The sequence below is a fragment of the Rhizobium sp. BT04 genome, assembly GCF_030053135.1.
GTDB lineage: Bacteria > Pseudomonadota > Alphaproteobacteria > Rhizobiales > Rhizobiaceae > Rhizobium > Rhizobium binxianense.
Genome location: NZ_CP125652.1, coordinates 4,172,096 through 4,189,069, shown reverse-complemented (window position 1 = coordinate 4,189,069; position 16,974 = coordinate 4,172,096). Strand labels below are relative to the sequence as shown.

Here is a 16,974-nt window from a genome sequence, read left to right as displayed (position 1 = left end):
CCTATTCCACCGGTTCGAGAGCGCGAGCAGGAATGGAGGTGAACGGTCGCGTGAGGGCAGCGCGGGTCCGGCCGAGAGCGAAGCCGGCCGCAGTGGCCGCCAGGCCGGCGCCCAGCGCGACGGCGCGAAGAAGGCCGCTCGGCTGGCCGAGCAACATATCAGCGAATCCCCGCATAACCCCTTGGGGCAACGTCCTCGTCATATAGGTCTTTTCCGACGCCAGCGCCTCGCCGGAGCCTGCCATCAACGATAGGCTGGCCTTTGAAAGCCCTTCGGCCCAGCATCGATAAAGGAAATATTTCCACGTCGCGCGATCGGCGGGTATGGCGTGATCGCTGCCGCTCGATGGCTCGAAGACGAAACGGCTATGTGGCAGAGCCTTGGTTGCCCGGATGCAGAGTTCAGTTTCCTCGCATCCGAGCGGCAAAGCCTTGGCCGTTCGGCCCAAGCCGGAAGCGAAACCGCCCGTATGATCGAAGACGTAGCGGCGGATGCACATGGACGCGCCGATGAGGTTGCGCACCGGCCCCGGATGAAGGCCGCGATAGGTGCAGCCGAGGGTCCACAGGAATTCGTCGGGAAACCAGGACGGACGGTCTGTTTCCCACAACGGGCGGATAGCGGACACGGCGCCCAGAACCGAGGGATCCTCGAGTTGCCGCACCAAGGTCGCCAGCAAATCCCGATCCGACACGGCGTCGTCGTCGAGAAACAGGATGACCTCGCCGCGGCTGACAGAAATTCCGGTGTTGCGGGCGCCGGAGAGGCCGGGCGGATGAATGTTCTCGACGATCCTGACCGGGGTTTCGAAGCGCTTGGCGCGCAAACGCAGCGCCAGTGCCGGATTGTGATCGACGATGACGACGATCTCATCCGCGCCCGGGACCTGGCGCGCTGCCGCCTCGATTGCTTTGTTGAGAATGTCCCAACGCTGGTCGGAATAGCAGCAGATGACGATTGCCGTCGTGAGCTTGCCGGGCACGGGGTGCTGGAAATTATCCATTTTTCCTCTCCGGAGCGAACTGAAGGGTTATTCCGGTCGGTGCCGGCGACTGGAGCGTGTCGATGGTCATCCAGACCTTGCGGTAGATCGTTCCCCTGTCGCCGCCCTTGTAGAGCCAGGCTTCCAGCCGTGCGGGCGGGCGCGTTTTTGTCGGTACGGAGAATTCGAAGGTTTGGCTGGAGGAAGGCGCCAGTTCGAAGGCTGGCATCTTTCCGATCAACGCGCCGCCCAGCACAAGATCAAGACTGTAAAGCGTCTTGGCGTCTTCCGAATTGCGCACGCCGACCGTTACCACATTGTTCGTCCAGTTCCATTTGGGCACCATCCAAAGCTCGGTGAAATGAAACGGCTTGCGTTCAAGCGCGACCGGGCGCGCCACGAGGACGGAACTTGTCGCCAAGATCATTGAAGCTGCGAAGGCCCCAAAACGGCGGCCGGGCCAAGCCCAGAGAATGGCTGGAACCGGCCTTGCGCGCTGCAAAACGACATTCAGCCACCGAACGGCAATAGTCGTCAGGCCCAGCGCGTAGACCCAGCCTCGCGCATCGAGATGCCCGACGACATGCAGCAGAAGCCCCAAAAAAATGCAGGCCGCGAAGCTCAGGAACACCGAGAGCGTCCCCCTCATGACCATATCGCCCTCTATGCGCAGGGTGTCCACCAGCATGCGGCCCGGGAGATACAGTATCAGCGGCGCGCAGAGCGCCAGGCGGACCGCCTTCCAGGTCGCAAAGGTTTCGGGCAGCCACGTTACGACCAACGCAGCGGCAAGAACCCACAGCGGAATGATTCCCAGAAAGACACGGCGGGCCATCATCGGGGACGAGCTCCTGCATCCGCCCATGCCGTCGCGCCGATGATCTGAGCGGCGCCCGGGTTCACCTTCACGAGCTTCCGCCGTATCACGTTCGGGTCGAAGGATTTCTGGACGAGATGAACGATCTTGCTGTCCAGCCGGCTCACGGTGAGACCGAGACGGCTATGGATCTGCGTCAGATAGGTCCCGCGCGCATCGCGCATTGTCGGCGACTGGTGCATCACGTCGAGCAGAAAGACCGAATAGAGCGTCCATTCCCCGAACCGTGTCTGGTCTTTTGACGCACTGAGACCCTTGAGCAGCTCGACATAGGGTTTTGAGCCGTATTTCGACGCGATGTAGTCATTCAGCGCGATGAGCCATTCGCGCTTGAAGCAGAAGAAATCGTTGATGAAATCGACGTAGCGAGAAGACCGGGCCGGCTCGACGCCGAGGATCTTTGCAACATTGCGCAACCGTTTCTTCTCGAAACGGTAGTGCAGATCGGGAAGCCTGTGGCTGGAATAATAGAGAACCGGCTCGCGCCCGTCGATCAGATCGGTCCTCGCGATGGGCCGCAGCAGCAGTGTATCCGCGCCGAGATTGCAGAAATGCTCGGTCCGGCAGAATTCGAAGGCGCGCAGCTTGATGATCTGCTGCCGAAACCAGCCCGGAAGTTCCAGTTCGCTGGCCGAAAGCCAGTCTGTGTCGCCGGTGACGGCGGCGCCAGGCATGAGACCCTTCGCGTCGAGGAAGGCTCTTAAAGCCGCCGGGTTGTCGGTGACCATGGTCAGGTTTCCCTTGTCGGGGAAATGCTGCTGGTAGGAGCGCAGGGACGCTTCGAGAAAATATTCGATGTCCCGCGAATGGACGCACATGAAAGCGTCGATACGGCTATCGATCATCGCAAATCTCCGTCTGTTCGTCCCAAGGATTGCACCGGCTCGCCGGTCCGCTTACCAGGGACGCCGGGCTGCCGTGTTTTCCCGAGCCGCCCGACGTCGAAAATGACCATGAAGCCGTTGTCGAAGGTGCGGTCGACATCGGGCTCGGAGTTGAATTTGAGCAGCGACGACGACTGGAGCGGGACCACGTGGTTTCGGTCCTGCGCGCCGCCGTCGAAATAGACGCCGACGCCGGGCAGGCCGGTGGTCATGCGCAGGTCGACCATGACGAAACCGATGCCCGAGTCGATCAGCAGCTTGCGTTCCATCGGACCGAGATCGGCTGCGGTGATGGCCATGCCTGTATCCTGCCCACTCTCAAGCGTGGTCGAGACCTTTTGCCGGCCGTAGGTAGACAGGAGCAGGCGATTGATCCGGTCGGCTGCGAAATGCTGGTCGCCGCCCAGCCATTCCCGGGTCCACCTTGCGGCGCTGATCCCCATCGGTTCTATCGACGAGGAGTCGGCCGACACTTCATAGCCGGCCGGAACCAGGATACGTGGTCCCTCGGAGCTGATGACGCCAGCAATCAGCACCGTCGTTGCGGCGGCGGCAAGCGCCGTTGCGCGCAGCCAGCCACGCGACGTGCCGTGCCAGAACGCCGCGACGGCCACCGCGACGACAATTGCCACGCCGAGGAAGGATAGCGAGCCGATGCGGTTGCCGATCTCCCACCCACTGCGCGTCAGGCGGAAGATGATACTGACGGGATAGGCCAGCGTCACCAAGACGAGGACCTGGAGAAGGCTTGACCGCCATAGGCGCCATCTGGTCGGCGGCCAGAGGATACTCGCATTCCGGTGCTGCCCATTGAAAACGAGCGAGCGGAGAAAGCCGGTGAGAAGTCCCAGGCAGATCAGCGCGACGCCCGCCATCGTCAGGTAACGTTGCCAAGCCGGCGCCAAGGCTCCCGTGTCCGATACGAAAAGCTTACGCGTCGAGGTCGAACTCGATACGAGTTGCGCTACCTCGTGTATGCCGCCTGCCAGTACGGGAAGGATGTAGCTGCCGGTGGGGTTCCCGACGATCTTCGACCAGACGACCGGAGCAATCACGGCGATCGAGGCTAGCAGGATCGCCTGCCGCCTCTGCATAGCGGACGCGCCCTGCCTCAGGCATTCCATCACCGCCGTGCCGCACAAAAGGGCCGCGCAAAAATAGGAGGTGAGATGATGAGTAGCCGCGAGCGCCACGATCAGGACCGTGGTGGCGACGACCGTCGGCCAGCCTGCCGCGCCGCTTCGCTCCATGTGTCGGCTTTCCGAAGCCAACAGCACCGCCGCAAGCATGGGGATCGCCAGGCTTTCATAGGAATAGTGGACGTCGAACAGCAAAAACGTGGACGAGCCCATGTAGATCAGGCAGGCGATCGAGGCGATCCGTGCCGAGCCCGTGATCTTCTCGAAGAGCAGGAATAGCGTGAGCATCAGCATCATCCGCGCCGCCGCCAACACAATCAGGCCTGCCGCGAAAACGGACAGTCCGGACAGGTTGACCAAAGCGGACGTTATCAGCTCTAGCCCGGGATAGAGCGGGCTGACCGGCAAAAGCGGATTGGGCAGGAACAGTCGCCCCGCCTCCAGAATGTCGTTCACCGTCGCCCAGTGCAGGAATTCATCATGGTCTATGAAGGCGACAGGCGCGCGGATGAGGCGTACCACGAAGAGGGCTGAGGTGACGATCACTATGAGCGCCAAGCGCTCCAGGCGGCTGGCACCCGGATGGATGATTCGCGCCGCCGCAGGGAGAAAGATCGCGGCGACGGCGCAATAGAACGTGGGAACCGCCCAGCCCTCTCCCAGGCGACTGGCATTTGCAGCAAGAGCGGCCACAACAAGGGCGCAGCTGCATAGGAAGGCAAAGACCGGCGACATCCCCAGCGACGAAGGATCGGCAACACCCTCGACCGCGCTGTCCTGCCTGCGCAGGCCCAGAAATGCGGCGATCCACAGATCGACGCGGGGAATGGAACCCCTTCCCGTATAGCCATGACGATAAGCTCCGTCCTGGTAGGCCTTCTGCCGGCCTGGAGAAGCCCGCCCCTTAACAACGGTCATCGTGCTTCAAATCTCCAAGCAGTGCTGGACCGGTTCGCAGTTCAGGCTGCGGATGCGAAAGTACGCGTCTGTACACCATCAGCAGCCGGTCCGTGCAATCGTCCCAGTCCGGCAACCTCGTCTCGATTGAGATCGGCCCCGCGTCCATGGCAGCGAGCATTTCACGCGCGGTGAAGGCTGGCGAAGCGTTGAGCGGAACGGATCGCACGAGGCCCTCCTCAGCCAGCTCCCGAAAGCCGGATGTGTCGGTGGTCAGTACGGGAGCCTTGACCGAAAGCGCCTCCATAACCGCCACGGGATGAGCTTCATAATCGCTGAGGAGCACGACCAGAGCGGCCGAAGACAAAAGAGCGGCCATTGCGGACCGGTCGGTCGGCGGAATTGCCCCGATCTCGACACGGTTGCCGAGCCCGAGTTCGGCCACCTGCTGACGCAGCTTCGCCTCATAGGGCCCCTCTCCCAGGATCCGAAGGCGCATATCAGGGATTTTTGTTGCCAGCACACTAAATGCAGCAAGCGCGCGATGATGACCTTTATAACGCTCCAGCCTGCCGAGCGAGACAATCAGCGGCCTGTCGTGAGGTGGAGCCGGCCGCCGCCCGGACGTTTCGGGCAGGCGCGCGCCATTGGGGATAACGATGAACCGGTCTCGCTCGATTGCCATATTCCGGCTGAATAGATCGGCTTCGAACCGCGACACACCAATGAGTTGCGCTGCCCTGGCAGCCAGAGGCGCAAGCATTCTATGTTGGAAGCGCCGGATCGAGGACCGAAATCGTGACGAATGGCCACCGCTGTGAAAGGTGACCACGAAAGGAAGCCCCTCGCGCGATGCGGCGGCCATTCCCAGCGGTGCCAGAAAGGTGTGGTAGCCCTGAACATGCATCAGGTCCCAATCACCTTCGGCGACCGCCCTGAAGACGCCGGGGGCGAAGCACCAATCCCGCCCACGGGGAAACGTCTTCAGCCTGACAATCTGCACGCCGTCTCGGGTTTCCGTAGGCGGAAGAAGGCCGTCGGGATTGCCCGTCAATACCGTCACCGTATGCCCCTTGCGCACGAGCCGGATTGCGACCTCGCTTACATGGGTTTCCGTTCCTCCGGCAAAAGGCAGGTATCTCGCGCTGAGCATCAAAATGCGCATCATGCGGCCTCGCCAATTAAATCCAGACCTCAGGAAATGCCCTGCTCGAGGACTTGGACGCCCGTCGGCGTACTGACGCGTTCTCGGAAGATCGTCTTCAGCACGCGCCAGCCATCCGGAAGGGCACGCAGATTGCTGACGCCGTAGATACGCTCCGATTCAAAGCTCGCGACTTCCATGATTTTGAGATTGTTCTTCAAGGCCCGCAAATTGATCAGCGTCTCAATTTCGAAGCCGTCGCAATCGGCACGCAGCAAGGGAACATGCCGTCTCCAAAAACCCATGTAGCCGTAGCACAGATCGCTAAAAGAGCTGCCATAGAGCATCCGGACCAGGAGGGTCAGGCCCAGATTGCCGAAACGGCGGATGACCGTCATGTCGCTGGTGCCGCCACCCTGCATAAAGCGCGACCCCTTGACGAAATCCGCACCTGCAACAAGAGCCGCGACGAACAGGATGATTTCGTAGGGATCCATCGATCCGTCAGCATCAAGCATCACGATCATATCACCAGATGCGGCTTCGAAGCCCGTCCGCAATGCGATGCCTTTGCCCTTCTTAGGCTGAAGTACGATCTTGACATCATCGCGCATGCTTCGCGCTATGTCAGGCGTTCCGTCTGTCGATCGCCCATCGACGATGATAATTTCATGCACCCATGTCGGTATGCGGGGCAAAAGCAGCTTAATGTTTTCCGCTTCGTTCAAGGTCGGAATGACGAGTGAGGTCCTTGGCAAATTGAACATCGGACCTTGGACCGGCATCGAGGAATGCGATGATTCTAAAGCTTCGATTGTAGACATAAGCTCTCCTTGGCGTTTTGGACCGCGTGACAAATCGCAAATCGACGATGCCCCTGAGCTCTTTGCCCGAGAGGAGGACTAAACTCTCCCAGTCGGGAAGAGTATGTGGTTAAGCCTCAATGTACTTTGATCAGATCGCCAGGCTGTAAGACCGTTTCTTCGGTCGCAGGTTCGACGATGACACCATTCGGTCCAGGCCGGACGATTTCGAATTCAACATCAGCGGTATCATTCGACGATACCATGGACCGAAAAATTTCAAGATCGCTCTCGGTCGTCTTCAACGCCGTGGATAGGCCTCTTTCGGCATCCGCTGCCGACTTTTCGATCTCGATCTTGCGTTCGATACGATCGCGCTCAACGTCCTGTTTCGCTGCCGCCAGCCGTTGCTTTGCGCTCTCGACATCGATGACGGCTTGCTGCTTTCGATCTTCCGACTCGGTCAGTTCGCTCTGAGCCCGGGTCAACTCAATGCTGGTGACAAGTTTGTTTTTGGCCAAATTCTCGATACTTGCCAGCCGATCCTGACGGACCCGAATGGTGGCGTCATAATTGCCGACGCGTGCCTGACGCAGATCGAGATCGGCCTGAGCATTGACAACAGATTGTGCGTAAGCACTGCTCTGCGCATCCTTGCTCGTCGTTACCAATTGGCGCTGCCATGTCTCATCATCCAGCAACCGTTGGGCATCGGGATCGGGACCAAGAACAGGTGTCCCAATGCTGGCAATTTGCACGGAATCGCGCTTCGCCCTGAGCACCTCGGTTCGCGACGCAAGCCGCTTCAGATCGGCCAACTCAGCCTTCAACCGCTCGATCTGGCGTGTAATTTCCACGCTCTGCCATGGCTCGATACTCTTCGCCGCCATGCCACCCGCTTGCGCAACGGCATGCAGAACAGTCATGCCGTCAACATATCGAAACGAGCCGGGATTACGAACCGGGCCGGTAATATAAACAGGCTGGTGCTCAATCTTGACGATACTCACGAACCCCTTTCTGCCGACCAAGCTTTCGTACGAAGGAAGAATTATCGCCTCCACATCCGCCGGAGGAAGCCCTCGAACCGGGAAGCGTCCCAAAAGCGGAAGCGAAATCGTTCCGTCCGCTTCAACGACGTATTCGCCGGTGAGCTCGGGCCGCTGGTAAAAGTTCCAGGGAACCGTGCCCCGTGAGCCCGTCCAGCGATCTTCGACGGAGGCCAAGCTTTCGTAAAATGCGAGATTCAATTTATCGCCTGAGCGAAGACCGTCACGCAACAATTGAGGCTGCCGGGCCGAAGTCTCACCAGATGTCACAACCGAGACAGATTCCGTGGGCGCAGGCAACTCTTCCGCTGCTGACGTCAATGGAACAATTACTGCAAATACCATACAGAGTATTGTTTGCTTTAGGCGAGAACCGCTTCTCAACCTATATTCAGGCATATCTGGCGATATTATCTTCGAAAGCTTCATGTTTTCGGATTTCCGCCTTGAAAGCGCTGGATCGCCCCCGGATCTGTTTAAGGTTAACATAATATTAATCATATTCAATAGTACTTAAGAATGATTAATACATCTTCCAAGCAGCCCAAGAGTCTAACTTGGAAAAAATTCAATAAACGTAATAACTTGCAGCGACGGGCAGGACTTCTAAACCCTTGGTCTTATCGATTTATTTGACGATTTGCAGGGTGATCTTTACGACCTTTTGCAATCCAGGCCTTAGCTTTGGTCCACCAGCCATCGGCGGGGAGATTTCTGAACCAAGCCCAGGGTTAGAGAATGGCTTCGAGGACGATACTTGCGCCGTCGCGATCCTGGATGTCGGCAGATTCCGGGGATGGCTTCCGGTCATCCGGCCCGACATTCTGATCCGGCGGGCGAACCGATTTGTATCCGCCTGGCTGGCAAAGCCATTTATCCGAAAAATGGCATTATGTTGCGATAGGCCGTCAAAAGGATCTCGTTGCTGCCTTCAACGGCGCCCATGGCGCATTTCTGATGACACCGCCGATCGCCCCGCCGGAGAAGTTCATTGAGGTGCCGTGTCACAGTGGATTGACCGACACCCAGCTCTCTTGCAACCATCGACAGGTTACCGCGTTCTGCGACGAACAAAGGTGCGCATTCTGCCGAGAGACAGTCCCGCGCTATCCATTTTTCAGTACAGTGATGCTCATTCATTCCATATAGGGAATAATCTGGGCTGCGCCTAGTTCGAGCATGGCCGACAATTCAGTGGTATTTCATTCGGCAGATCGTACCGCGCTACCGCGTCGAACCGCGCGCTATGATGGAGAAGCCGAGGTCGGCCTTGTCCTCGTCGGGGGGCTCGTCGCGGACGGCGCGCAGCAGCATGTCGGCGACGCGGTAGCCGATATCGTAGCGCGGTATATGCACCGTCGTCAGCGACGGCTCGATGAAGGCCGAAAATTCCAGATCGTTGAAACCGCAGACGCCGAGATCCTCCGGCACGCGGATGCCGCGCTCCTTGCATTCGATGAGGACGCCGAGCGCCATTTCGTCGCTCTGGGCAAAGACGGCATCGACATCGGGCACGCGCTGCAACAGGCGGGAAAACAGCTCCCTGCCGAGGCCGGTGCGGCTTGCCGCCTCCCCGCCGATGATGAGATCGGGGTCGAAATGCCCGGCCTCCCGCATCACCGCCTCATAACCTTCGATGCGCCGGCGCGAGCGGACATCGGCGCCGCGGCCCATGAAAGCGATCCGCTTGTAGCCTCTCGACAACAGGAAACGGGTGGGTTCGACGCCTGCCGTATAGTGATCGAGGCCGACGACCAGCGTTTGCGGCTCCTGGCTGAGATCGGTGATATGGGCGATCGGACAGGCGGCGCTGTCGATCAGCGGCAGAAGATTACGATAGGATTCGGCGCCGACGATGATGACGCCGGCCGGTTTCTGCGTCAGGAAGGATTTCAGCAGGCCGGCCTCGCCCTCGGCATGGCGCAGCGTATTGGAATATTGCACGGTGAATTCGGTGTCGCGGAAGCGTTCCTCGATCCCGATCATCAGGCCGGTGAAGCCGTACTGGTGCAAGGCGGGGGTGATGACGCCGACGACGCCGTTGTGGCGGCCGGCCAGCGCCCGGGCAGCAAGATTGGGAATATAGCCCATCTCGTCGACCGTGCGCAGGATCACCTCGCGAAGATCCTCCGAGACGATCTGAGGATTGCGAAGCGCGCGCGAGATGGTGATGGGGCTGACGCCCACCTTTTTCGCAACATCGCTCAGTTTCACCTGCGTGCCGCGCCTGGCCTTCCGCCCCGGCCCCACTGAATTGGTCATTGCCCCTCAAATACTGCCTGCGAGACTCACCTGCCCTCGATTCGAGGCCCTTTACTTTCTGAAGAAGAAATAATTTAGAGTCTACTAACGTTTTAAATTAGCACCAGAATCTGGGAATTAACCGGCGGGAAGAGCCGCTGGATCGTCTGACGTGACATACGGGCGTGCCGGGCGGCCGGATCACCGCCTTCGGGAAGAGGTGCATTTACTTTCGAACGGAAACGAAGATTAAATTCCAGTAATGTCTTACAAATCGGCAATATAAACATGATCAATATTTAATTTGTAAATCCGCGGGCCGCAATCATATGAATCCCGAGCGCGAATTCTTCTTTTCGCCCGGCCGCACCCAACGACTGCGCTGCGACGAGAGAATTGCCGCCAAACGCCATCCGACGCCAGGTCCAGGGGGAAACCCGACGCCATCCCAAGCCAACGCTCCCGCAAGCGCCCATCCAAGGACCATCATCATGTCACACATCCTCCGCAAACATCGCGCCGCAGCCCTGGTCGGGGCCGCCATCATCGCCGGCGCGGCATGCCTGCCGTTCGCCATCAACGCCTCCAACGCCATCGCCGCACCCGCCGATGCCGGCGGCATTCTCGCAGCCAGCGGCTCCTTCGCGTCGATCGTCGACGCCGACAAGCCTGCCGTCGTCACCATCACCACGACGATGAAGGCAACCGATGTCAGCGCCGGAGAGCAGGATTCGCCGATGGACGAGCAGTTCCGCCAGTTCTTCGAGGATCAGGGCATCCCGCTGCCGCGCCAGGCCCCGAAAAACCGGCCGTCGCAGCAGGCCATGGCGCTCGGCTCCGGCTTCATCATCAGCCCGGACGGCGTGATCGTCACCAACAACCATGTCATCGACAATGCCGTCGACATCAAGGTGATGCTCGACGACGGCACCGAACTGCCGGCCAAGCTGATCGGCACCGACCCGAAATCCGATGTCGCCGTCGTCAAGATCCAGGCGCCGAAACCGCTGCAGACCATTGCCTGGGGCGATTCCGACCGGCTGAAGCTCGGCGACCAGATCCTGGCGATCGGCAACCCCTTCGGCATCGGCACCACGGTGACGGCGGGCATCGTCTCGGCGCGCGGCCGCGACCTGCACAGCGGACCCTATGACGACTTCATCCAGATCGACGCGCCGATCAACCACGGCAACTCCGGCGGGCCGCTCGTCGACCGCAGCGGCAATGTCGTCGGCATCAACACCGCGATCTATTCGCCGAACGGCGGCAGCGTCGGCGTCGGTTTCGCCATTCCTTCCGACGAGGCCAAGGCGATCGTCGCCAAGCTTGAGAAGGACGGTTCGATCGATCACGGTTATCTCGGCGTGCAGATCCAGCCGGTCACCCGGGATGTCGCCGATGCCGTCGGCCTCGATAAAACAGGCGGCGCGCTGGTTGCCGCCGTCACCGCCGATACGCCGGCGGCGCATGCCGGTGTGAAGCCGGGCGATATCATCACATCGGTCGGCGGCGAGACCGTCAAGACGCCGAAGGACCTGTCGCGGCTGGTGGCCGACCTTTCGCCGGGGGCCCAAAAGTCCCTCGGCGTCTGGCGCGACGGCAAGACGATCGATCTCAATGTCACCGTCGGCGGCAATGAGGACGGCCAGAAACAGGCCGCCGTCGAAAGCCCCGACACTCAAGGCCAGAGCAGCGGCCAGCCGAGCCTCGGCATCGGCCTTGCCGATCTGACGCCCGACATGCGCCAGCAGCTCAACCTGCCGCGCGCCGTCAGCGGTGCGGTGGTCGCCAGCGTCAATCCGGATAAGTCGGCGGCTGCCGCCGGCATCCAGCCGGGCGATGTCATCGTCTCGGTCAACGACAGGCCGGTCCACAACACCCGCGACGCCAAGACCGCAATTGCCGACGCCGGCAAATCAGGCCGCAAATCGGTGCTGCTGCTCGTCGAACGCGACGGCAGCAAGACCTTCGTCGCCGTGCCATTCACCGCGGCCTGAGGCGGCCGCGTCCGGCAGCAAGACCTTCGTCGCCGTGCCATTTGCCGCGGCCTGAGACGGATCGCGTGGGAAGGAGAAGCCCGCAAAAGCGGGCTTTTCGACCGGCCGGCGTGCAGCGCCTTCGAACCGCGCTCGGCTCCGTCAGCGAAGAAGTCCATACAGGAAGCCGTCGGCTCCTGCTTCCTATCTTGTTCAGGGGGATGTCAGCTTCGTCTTCTTTGCGCGAATGCGGGATCTGCCTCTTTGGCGGTTTGCCTCTTGCTGTTTTATCGCATCGGATTGGCTGCGTTGGGCGGCCTCCAATTGCTGCCGCGTCGGCAGATCATGCTCGTAGATGGGATCGCTGAAGGCCGTCGCGTTGTCGAACGGCCCCTTATGTGTCCGCGCCACACCATAGGCTTGGCTATCGGCGCTATCTATCCCCTGCTCCGCTGACGGGGAGCGCGCACGACGAGCCTGTGTTATCAGATCGTCTGCGGTCGGGCTTGGCGTTGCGCTCTTCTGGGCGGAAGAGACGATTTCGCCTTTCCTGGCGCCGTCCTGATCGGCGCGATTCCGGGACATGTCTTCATCCTTGTCGTTGTGTCATCACCGCTGCTGCGTTGCCACCTTCGGCGGCGTTCGCCGGTTATCGCTCAGGCAGCCTGGTTTTTGGAAAGCGGTAACCGAGCGGCCGTTGCCATGCGTTCGCACGCCTCGGCGCCGTATACCGGGCAATGCGATAGGCCTTCGCCGGAGCGCCGCCATCATCCTGCCATCTCGCAAAGGAAGCGTCGTCGATCGCCGGAGGAAGCGGGCCCGAACTCAACTGGGTTGCGAGATACATTCTCAGAGCGGATTTCAGCGCGGCCTCATCGACGATTCCCATTTGGAAACAGTGAATGAGAAAACTTGTCGCGCTGATCTCGCTGATATCGATCGCGTAAGTTTCGCCACCGCGAAAGCCGGCCTTTCGAAGAATGCGCTCCAGCATTCTCAAATTGGTGACATCGAAAAACGGATCAGGTGTGGAAGACATACAGTCCTCCTTCGTTGGGGCTAGGGTTCACGCCCCAAGCAGCGGTGCCCTTGTCGTGCCCGCCGATAGATCAGCTTGCGCCCTTTGTCGTCCGACCGCAACCTCATTCGGCAGCAGCCATTGATAACGCCGTGGCGGAACCCATTTTAGGGAGAGGAGGATACGCATCATGCTGTTCAACGGTGAAGCGACCCTCAGAAAGCCGTCGGCTCTTTCGGTTTCGGAGAGACGTGCTCTCATAGATCACCTGAGGGCGGCGATCGCGCGTCTGAGCCACGGGCTGGCCGCCGGCGGATTGGTGGAATTCGTGCCGCCTCTCGTGGAAATTAACCGGGTTCTGCGGGACATGACCGACGAAATTTCCCGCGCCGACCCTCTTCATTCCGACGAGGTCATCACCGGCACGGTGCACTTGATCAAGAGATCACAAGCTTTGCTTGATAACCGGGTCATCGTCGAGACCATCCACTGAGAACAGCCGGCCGCACTCACTTCCAAGGATCAACCGCAATGGCACTTATCTTTCCCAACAGAAGTCGGAGTTTCGACGAAGCGAGAAAAGCTGTCCGTTTCACCGGATATGATGGTATGTTCGAGGTGAGGTTTCTGGTCGAAGAAGCAGCACTCGGCGGTGCGATCACCCGGAATTCTTCCGAAGCCGAATACCTGAATGCCTTCGATGCTGCGCGCGCTTCCATTCAGGAAGCCGCATCGAGAGCTTATCAGCATCGACGCGGCAACAACTTCACGCTCAAGGCCGAAGACTTTCGCTAATCGCTGGAACGCGGCGAGCTGAGACAGGGGAGCAAAGCCTATGGTTTCCACACGATTCCGCCCGAAAGACCTGAAGCTGGCACGCTGCCATATCGTGAAAGCGGCGCACCGCGTTGCCGATCAGGAAATGGTGATCAGAAAACTGTCGCTCAAAGGCAGACCTTCAGGATTGGCCTACGAGCTGTTGGGCAGGCTCTACGACGATCAACGGCGAAAACTCGATCGCCTGAAATTGATCGAAGCGATGGTTGAGGTAAAGGCCCCATCTTGTACGGGCGCGCTCCACCATCCTGGCACGCCGGCGCCGCCCTGTGCAATTGTGCGCAGTTGTGTGATCGTTCTGCCGGACCGGCAATCCCCCACGCCTTGTAGTGAAACTGACGGGCGCCCATATTTGCTATAGCGGCAGTTTGTGAACGGGCGCTGCTTCCGGGGTAGTGAGAGACCCCCAGCCCCAACAGAAGGAGGACATCATGTCTTCCATGGTAAGCATCCATTCTTGGAAAAGCCTGGCCCAGTCTATCGGCAGGTTCCGGTACATCGACTTCCTGGTGAAATTGACACCCGCAGTCAGTGTGGCCTTTATCGTCTACATCATCTTCAAGGATATTTTTTGGTAGGCGCTGCAAGGTTATTGCGGCGAGCAAGACGGTTTGCTGCCGATCAAACGAAGGGCTGTAACGCTGACGGGATTGGATAATGCGATGCAACTGCGAGAAATGGCTGAACGAGACTGCCTCGCCTTTCTGGCAGGCCACAGCCGGGGCCACTTAGCGTGCCTGGGCGACAGATATCCCTATATCGTTCCGATCCAGTATGCGTATGAGAAAGATCGGCTTTTCATGTTTTCCATGCCGGGCCTGAAGATCGATCTCATGCGGGCCAACTCACCGGCCTGTGTTCAGGTTGAAGAATTCGGCGAGAACGGCACCTGGAAGAGCGTTCTTGTCCAGGGGATCTACGATGAATTGACCGATACGCCGTCCCGCCATGACGAACGTATCCACGCCTGGTCTCTTCTGCAGAAGCAACCGTTTTGGTGGGAACCCGGATCGCTGGCCCTGAACTCGGAAAGCGAAGACGCCGGCCCGTCCATATTCTTCGGCATCTCAATTGACATGGTGTCGGGGAGGCAAGTGGTTTAAGGTGCAGCCTTGAGATTGGCCGCGCCTTACCTTCGATTCGCAGGGCGGCGTTGCTGCACGATATATGGAACTCCAGACAGACACGGCTGAGCGCTGTCCGATACCAGCCTTCCCATAGGGGCGCGGATTGCTTGATGCATTTTACGAACGCGGCTGCTGAAGCGGCATTGCGCGTTTAATCGCACGCGACCACCCATAGGGAAAACGATGAACCAGGCACCTCAGACCGAAGCGCTTTTCAACATCACCGGACACTTCGTGGAGGAACTGAAGGCCGTTCTTCACAGCGAGAGCATCGTCGAAGGCTCCGACTACGAAAACAGCGCCTTCGATGAAAAGCGAAGGGCGGAAGGATTTCACCTGCTGCGCTTCCACAAGACCGCCACCGCAGATCAGGCAACGCAGATCTGGGAAAAACATACGATAGCCCGGTCTCATCGGTAATACGGAACGAAGCCAATCCGAGCCAGGATTTCCGTGACCAGGATTTCCGTGAAAGGAAAAATCATGACCAATGACAAGACGAAAAAAGCTGGCGCGACCGACGGCCCCTACGACGTCATCTATTTCGCCAAGAAGCACCGCATTTCCAACGAGGATGCCAGGGACATCGTCGAAAAATATGGCACCAATCGCAAAGAGGCAGACAAGGCGGGCCGCCGCATCAGCGCCTGAACGGGAAGCGGAAGCGCGTCGCACGAATTCAGTTCGATGCGACGCGCGTCAACCGATGCCCCCTGCTGCTGGCTGCGATGCCACGATGCAACATCGGCGGACGAATTAACCCTACTGGCTTACCTTAATATCAGCATGCCCTTGAATACATCGGGCCCTATGCCATCCTGTCTCCAGGGTAGCATTTCTGGTTCCTGAAGCAGCTCGCCGGAACCCCTGGCCCGCCCTCCAATCGGAGAGGCCGGCTTCCAGGCATCGGGCCCGAGCAAGATCAAATGGAGGGTGTGCGATGAACAACGTGTTGGAATTTCGGGCAAAATGCCCGCATGCCGACAGTCTGTCCGACTGCCGGGAAGCGCTTGAATCGGCCGTCATGAAAATCGTCAGTGACGCGGTCTGCAAGGGATATCAGCCTGCGGAAGCCGCCATGGTGGTTGCCGATATCGCCGACGACTACATTCTCATGCTGTCGCGGCAACGGCATTAGAACTACGGGATCGTGCTATCACTCTTTCATAGAGCAGGATGGTTTTAGGCCGGGCCGGCCTAAAGTCATCCTGTTCTCTTTCCGGCTCGCCCATTGCGTCGAGGCGGCGGCGGGCGCGCAGTCTGGCGCGATCGCATCTGAAATCGCAGATGGCCAGTGGACCGCACAGCAACTGCAGGGGTAGCAGCAATGGCACAGGAGACGAAGCCTGCTGCACGGTCCGTCGGCCACAACGCCGGTCCTTGTCGGAAGTTCCCGCGGGTGCGGGGCTGAAAATGAGCCGGCGTTCGGGCCTCTCTGCCGAAGCAACAAGCAAGAATTGTTCCCGTTATATTCCAATCGTTAGACTGGTATGCCCCCGGCGCCTGAAAAAAGAGAGACCTCCATCATCGTGCCGACAAAACCCCGCCGGAGCGGGGTTTTCTGCTGGTACGAGCGACGTAAGCCGGAGATCGGTCACCTCGGAAGTCCGGCAACAGGATTTCTGTCCCTCACCTTCGCGGGTCTTTGCTCCGTCCACTCAATCTTTAAATCATCGCCGTAACGCGGCGTGAATGACCCCAAGTCAAGCGCCGCCGCCGCTAACGCCAGCGCGGCTGGCGCGGCGGAGCATTGGCCCGGATCTCATGAAGCGGCGCGTGGGACCCGAGAAGTTTCTTCAGCTTCTTCTCCTCCGCCGGACCGATTCCGAACTTGCGGCAATGTTCTGCAACATCATGCTCCCGCGGACCGGGAATGCGAACTTGGCGATCGTTCATGCTCTTCATGACTGTTTCCTCCTGAGAGGAGAACCAGCAGGGCGGGGATTTGTTCGTTAGCAAATGCTAAAATTTAGAAGGTCCGGTTGGGAGCAGGCAGCAAG

Annotated in this window: 20 protein-coding genes and 2 pseudogenes; 10 read left to right on the top strand and 12 right to left on the bottom strand. The window is 59.5% G+C overall.

From position 1 onward, the window contains the following. Window position 1 precedes the first annotated feature (1 nt). The 7 genes from QMO82_RS28780 to QMO82_RS28750 form a co-directional block, all read right to left on the bottom strand. Complete coding sequence (locus QMO82_RS28780; protein ID WP_183606078.1) at window positions 2-1,003, bottom strand: glycosyltransferase family 2 protein; 1,002 nt, start codon at window positions 1,001-1,003, stop codon at window positions 2-4. Further along, on the bottom strand, window positions 996-1,820 hold the full coding sequence (locus QMO82_RS28775) for a hypothetical protein (protein WP_183606077.1): 825 nt from the start codon (window positions 1,818-1,820) through the stop codon (window positions 996-998). The genes QMO82_RS28780 and QMO82_RS28775 overlap by 8 nt, the downstream gene beginning before the upstream one ends. Then, window positions 1,817-2,704 (bottom strand): DUF6492 family protein, encoded by an 888-nt coding sequence (locus QMO82_RS28770; protein WP_183606076.1) that lies wholly within the window; start codon window positions 2,702-2,704, stop codon window positions 1,817-1,819. Before QMO82_RS28770 ends, QMO82_RS28775 begins: the two co-directional genes overlap by 4 nt. Continuing rightward, window positions 2,701-4,800, bottom strand: coding sequence for a hypothetical protein (locus QMO82_RS28765; protein ID WP_183606075.1), 2,100 nt, complete (start codon window positions 4,798-4,800; stop codon window positions 2,701-2,703). The genes QMO82_RS28770 and QMO82_RS28765 overlap by 4 nt, the downstream gene beginning before the upstream one ends. Next, a complete protein-coding gene (locus tag QMO82_RS28760; protein WP_183606074.1) occupies window positions 4,787-5,947 on the bottom strand; it encodes a glycosyltransferase family 4 protein in 1,161 nt (386 codons plus the stop codon). The genes QMO82_RS28765 and QMO82_RS28760 overlap by 14 nt, the downstream gene beginning before the upstream one ends. 26 nt (window positions 5,948-5,973) lie before the next feature. Further along, window positions 5,974-6,747, bottom strand: a complete 774-nt coding sequence (locus tag QMO82_RS28755) for a glycosyltransferase family 2 protein (RefSeq protein ID WP_183606073.1) — start codon at window positions 6,745-6,747, stop codon at window positions 5,974-5,976. A gap of 116 nt (window positions 6,748-6,863) precedes the next feature. Further along, window positions 6,864-8,120 (bottom strand): polysaccharide biosynthesis/export family protein, encoded by a 1,257-nt coding sequence (locus QMO82_RS28750; protein WP_246718196.1) that lies wholly within the window; start codon window positions 8,118-8,120, stop codon window positions 6,864-6,866. A 549-nt stretch (window positions 8,121-8,669) separates the two neighbouring features. On the opposite strand from QMO82_RS28750, the pseudogene QMO82_RS28745 reads away from it, so the two are divergent. Then, window positions 8,670-8,777, top strand: a pseudogene (locus QMO82_RS28745) (NmrA/HSCARG family protein); the annotation flags it as partial. Here QMO82_RS28745 and QMO82_RS28740 read toward each other — a convergent pair. Together QMO82_RS28740 and QMO82_RS28735 are read right to left on the bottom strand one after the other, a co-directional pair. Then, a pseudogene (locus QMO82_RS28740) lies at window positions 8,763-8,889 on the bottom strand (LysR family transcriptional regulator); the annotation flags it as partial. The pseudogenes QMO82_RS28745 and QMO82_RS28740 sit on opposite strands and share 15 nt — an antisense overlap. A gap of 110 nt (window positions 8,890-8,999) precedes the next feature. Beyond that, a complete protein-coding gene (locus tag QMO82_RS28735) occupies window positions 9,000-10,037 on the bottom strand; it encodes a LacI family DNA-binding transcriptional regulator (protein ID WP_183606072.1) in 1,038 nt (345 codons plus the stop codon). Between the two features lie 470 nt (window positions 10,038-10,507). On the opposite strand from QMO82_RS28735, the gene QMO82_RS28730 reads away from it, so the two are divergent. Beyond that, complete coding sequence (locus QMO82_RS28730; protein ID WP_183606071.1) at window positions 10,508-12,013, top strand: DegQ family serine endoprotease; 1,506 nt, start codon at window positions 10,508-10,510, stop codon at window positions 12,011-12,013. A 192-nt stretch (window positions 12,014-12,205) separates the two neighbouring features. Here QMO82_RS28730 and QMO82_RS28725 read toward each other — a convergent pair whose 3' ends face one another. Together QMO82_RS28725 and QMO82_RS28720 are read right to left on the bottom strand one after the other, a co-directional pair. After that, window positions 12,206-12,577, bottom strand: coding sequence for a hypothetical protein (locus tag QMO82_RS28725; RefSeq protein ID WP_183606070.1), 372 nt, complete (start codon window positions 12,575-12,577; stop codon window positions 12,206-12,208). Between the two features lie 64 nt (window positions 12,578-12,641). Further along, entirely contained in the window at window positions 12,642-13,031 is a 390-nt protein-coding gene (locus QMO82_RS28720; protein WP_183606069.1) for a hypothetical protein, read from the bottom strand. 169 nt (window positions 13,032-13,200) lie between these two features. Here QMO82_RS28720 and QMO82_RS28715 point away from each other — a divergent pair, with 169 nt between their 5' ends. From QMO82_RS28715 to QMO82_RS28680, 8 genes are all read left to right on the top strand, one after another. After that, window positions 13,201-13,503, top strand: coding sequence for a hypothetical protein (locus QMO82_RS28715; RefSeq protein ID WP_183606068.1), 303 nt, complete (start codon window positions 13,201-13,203; stop codon window positions 13,501-13,503). A gap of 38 nt (window positions 13,504-13,541) precedes the next feature. Further along, window positions 13,542-13,805, top strand: a complete 264-nt coding sequence (locus QMO82_RS28710; protein ID WP_183606067.1) for a DUF1488 domain-containing protein — start codon at window positions 13,542-13,544, stop codon at window positions 13,803-13,805. 40 nt (window positions 13,806-13,845) lie between these two features. Then, window positions 13,846-14,208, top strand: a complete 363-nt coding sequence (locus QMO82_RS28705) for a hypothetical protein (RefSeq protein ID WP_183606066.1) — start codon at window positions 13,846-13,848, stop codon at window positions 14,206-14,208. 70 nt (window positions 14,209-14,278) lie between these two features. Beyond that, a complete protein-coding gene (locus QMO82_RS28700) occupies window positions 14,279-14,425 on the top strand; it encodes a hypothetical protein (RefSeq protein ID WP_183606065.1) in 147 nt (48 codons plus the stop codon). An 84-nt stretch (window positions 14,426-14,509) separates the two neighbouring features. Beyond that, window positions 14,510-14,950 carry a pyridoxamine 5'-phosphate oxidase family protein gene (locus tag QMO82_RS28695; RefSeq protein ID WP_183606064.1) on the top strand — a complete coding sequence of 147 codons (441 nt, stop codon included), beginning with the start codon at window positions 14,510-14,512 and terminating at the stop codon, window positions 14,948-14,950. Between the two features lie 207 nt (window positions 14,951-15,157). Then, window positions 15,158-15,394: a hypothetical protein gene (locus QMO82_RS28690; RefSeq protein WP_183606063.1), complete on the top strand. Its 237-nt coding sequence runs from the start codon at window positions 15,158-15,160 to the stop codon at window positions 15,392-15,394. A 63-nt stretch (window positions 15,395-15,457) separates the two neighbouring features. Next, complete coding sequence (locus tag QMO82_RS28685) at window positions 15,458-15,625, top strand: DUF3606 domain-containing protein (RefSeq protein WP_183606062.1); 168 nt, start codon at window positions 15,458-15,460, stop codon at window positions 15,623-15,625. A 289-nt stretch (window positions 15,626-15,914) separates the two neighbouring features. After that, entirely contained in the window at window positions 15,915-16,112 is a 198-nt protein-coding gene (locus tag QMO82_RS28680; protein WP_183606061.1) for a hypothetical protein, read from the top strand. 581 nt (window positions 16,113-16,693) lie between these two features. Here the strand turns inward: QMO82_RS28680 and QMO82_RS28675 are convergent. Then, the gene (locus tag QMO82_RS28675) at window positions 16,694-16,879 is read right to left on the bottom strand and encodes a hypothetical protein (protein WP_097619236.1); all 186 of its coding nucleotides are present in this window, start codon (window positions 16,877-16,879) and stop codon (window positions 16,694-16,696) included. Window positions 16,880-16,974 lie beyond the last annotated feature (95 nt).

Bases quoted from the DNA above. Each gene is read 5' to 3' on its own strand.
- QMO82_RS28750 (WP_246718196.1), bottom strand. From the start codon at position 8,120: ATGGTATTTGCAGTAATTGTTCCATTGACGTCAGCAGCGGAAGAGTTG.
- QMO82_RS28730 (WP_183606071.1), top strand. From the start codon at position 10,508: ATGTCACACATCCTCCGCAAACATCGCGCCGCAGCCCTGGTCGGGGCC.
- QMO82_RS28700 (WP_183606065.1), top strand. From the start codon at position 14,279: ATGTCTTCCATGGTAAGCATCCATTCTTGGAAAAGCCTGGCCCAGTCT.
- QMO82_RS28705 (WP_183606066.1), top strand. From the start codon at position 13,846: ATGGTTTCCACACGATTCCGCCCGAAAGACCTGAAGCTGGCACGCTGC.
- QMO82_RS28770 (WP_183606076.1), bottom strand. From the start codon at position 2,704: ATGATCGATAGCCGTATCGACGCTTTCATGTGCGTCCATTCGCGGGAC.
- QMO82_RS28725 (WP_183606070.1), bottom strand. From the start codon at position 12,577: ATGTCCCGGAATCGCGCCGATCAGGACGGCGCCAGGAAAGGCGAAATC.
- QMO82_RS28780 (WP_183606078.1), bottom strand. From the start codon at position 1,003: ATGGATAATTTCCAGCACCCCGTGCCCGGCAAGCTCACGACGGCAATC.
- QMO82_RS28735 (WP_183606072.1), bottom strand. From the start codon at position 10,037: ATGACCAATTCAGTGGGGCCGGGGCGGAAGGCCAGGCGCGGCACGCAG.
- QMO82_RS28720 (WP_183606069.1), bottom strand. From the start codon at position 13,031: ATGTCTTCCACACCTGATCCGTTTTTCGATGTCACCAATTTGAGAATG.
- QMO82_RS28765 (WP_183606075.1), bottom strand. From the start codon at position 4,800: ATGACCGTTGTTAAGGGGCGGGCTTCTCCAGGCCGGCAGAAGGCCTAC.
- QMO82_RS28690 (WP_183606063.1), top strand. From the start codon at position 15,158: ATGAACCAGGCACCTCAGACCGAAGCGCTTTTCAACATCACCGGACAC.
- QMO82_RS28775 (WP_183606077.1), bottom strand. From the start codon at position 1,820: ATGATGGCCCGCCGTGTCTTTCTGGGAATCATTCCGCTGTGGGTTCTT.
- QMO82_RS28710 (WP_183606067.1), top strand. From the start codon at position 13,542: ATGGCACTTATCTTTCCCAACAGAAGTCGGAGTTTCGACGAAGCGAGA.
- QMO82_RS28695 (WP_183606064.1), top strand. From the start codon at position 14,510: ATGCAACTGCGAGAAATGGCTGAACGAGACTGCCTCGCCTTTCTGGCA.
- QMO82_RS28715 (WP_183606068.1), top strand. From the start codon at position 13,201: ATGCTGTTCAACGGTGAAGCGACCCTCAGAAAGCCGTCGGCTCTTTCG.
- QMO82_RS28675 (WP_097619236.1), bottom strand. From the start codon at position 16,879: ATGAAGAGCATGAACGATCGCCAAGTTCGCATTCCCGGTCCGCGGGAG.
- QMO82_RS28685 (WP_183606062.1), top strand. From the start codon at position 15,458: ATGACCAATGACAAGACGAAAAAAGCTGGCGCGACCGACGGCCCCTAC.
- QMO82_RS28680 (WP_183606061.1), top strand. From the start codon at position 15,915: ATGAACAACGTGTTGGAATTTCGGGCAAAATGCCCGCATGCCGACAGT.
- QMO82_RS28755 (WP_183606073.1), bottom strand. From the start codon at position 6,747: ATGTCTACAATCGAAGCTTTAGAATCATCGCATTCCTCGATGCCGGTC.
- QMO82_RS28760 (WP_183606074.1), bottom strand. From the start codon at position 5,947: ATGATGCGCATTTTGATGCTCAGCGCGAGATACCTGCCTTTTGCCGGA.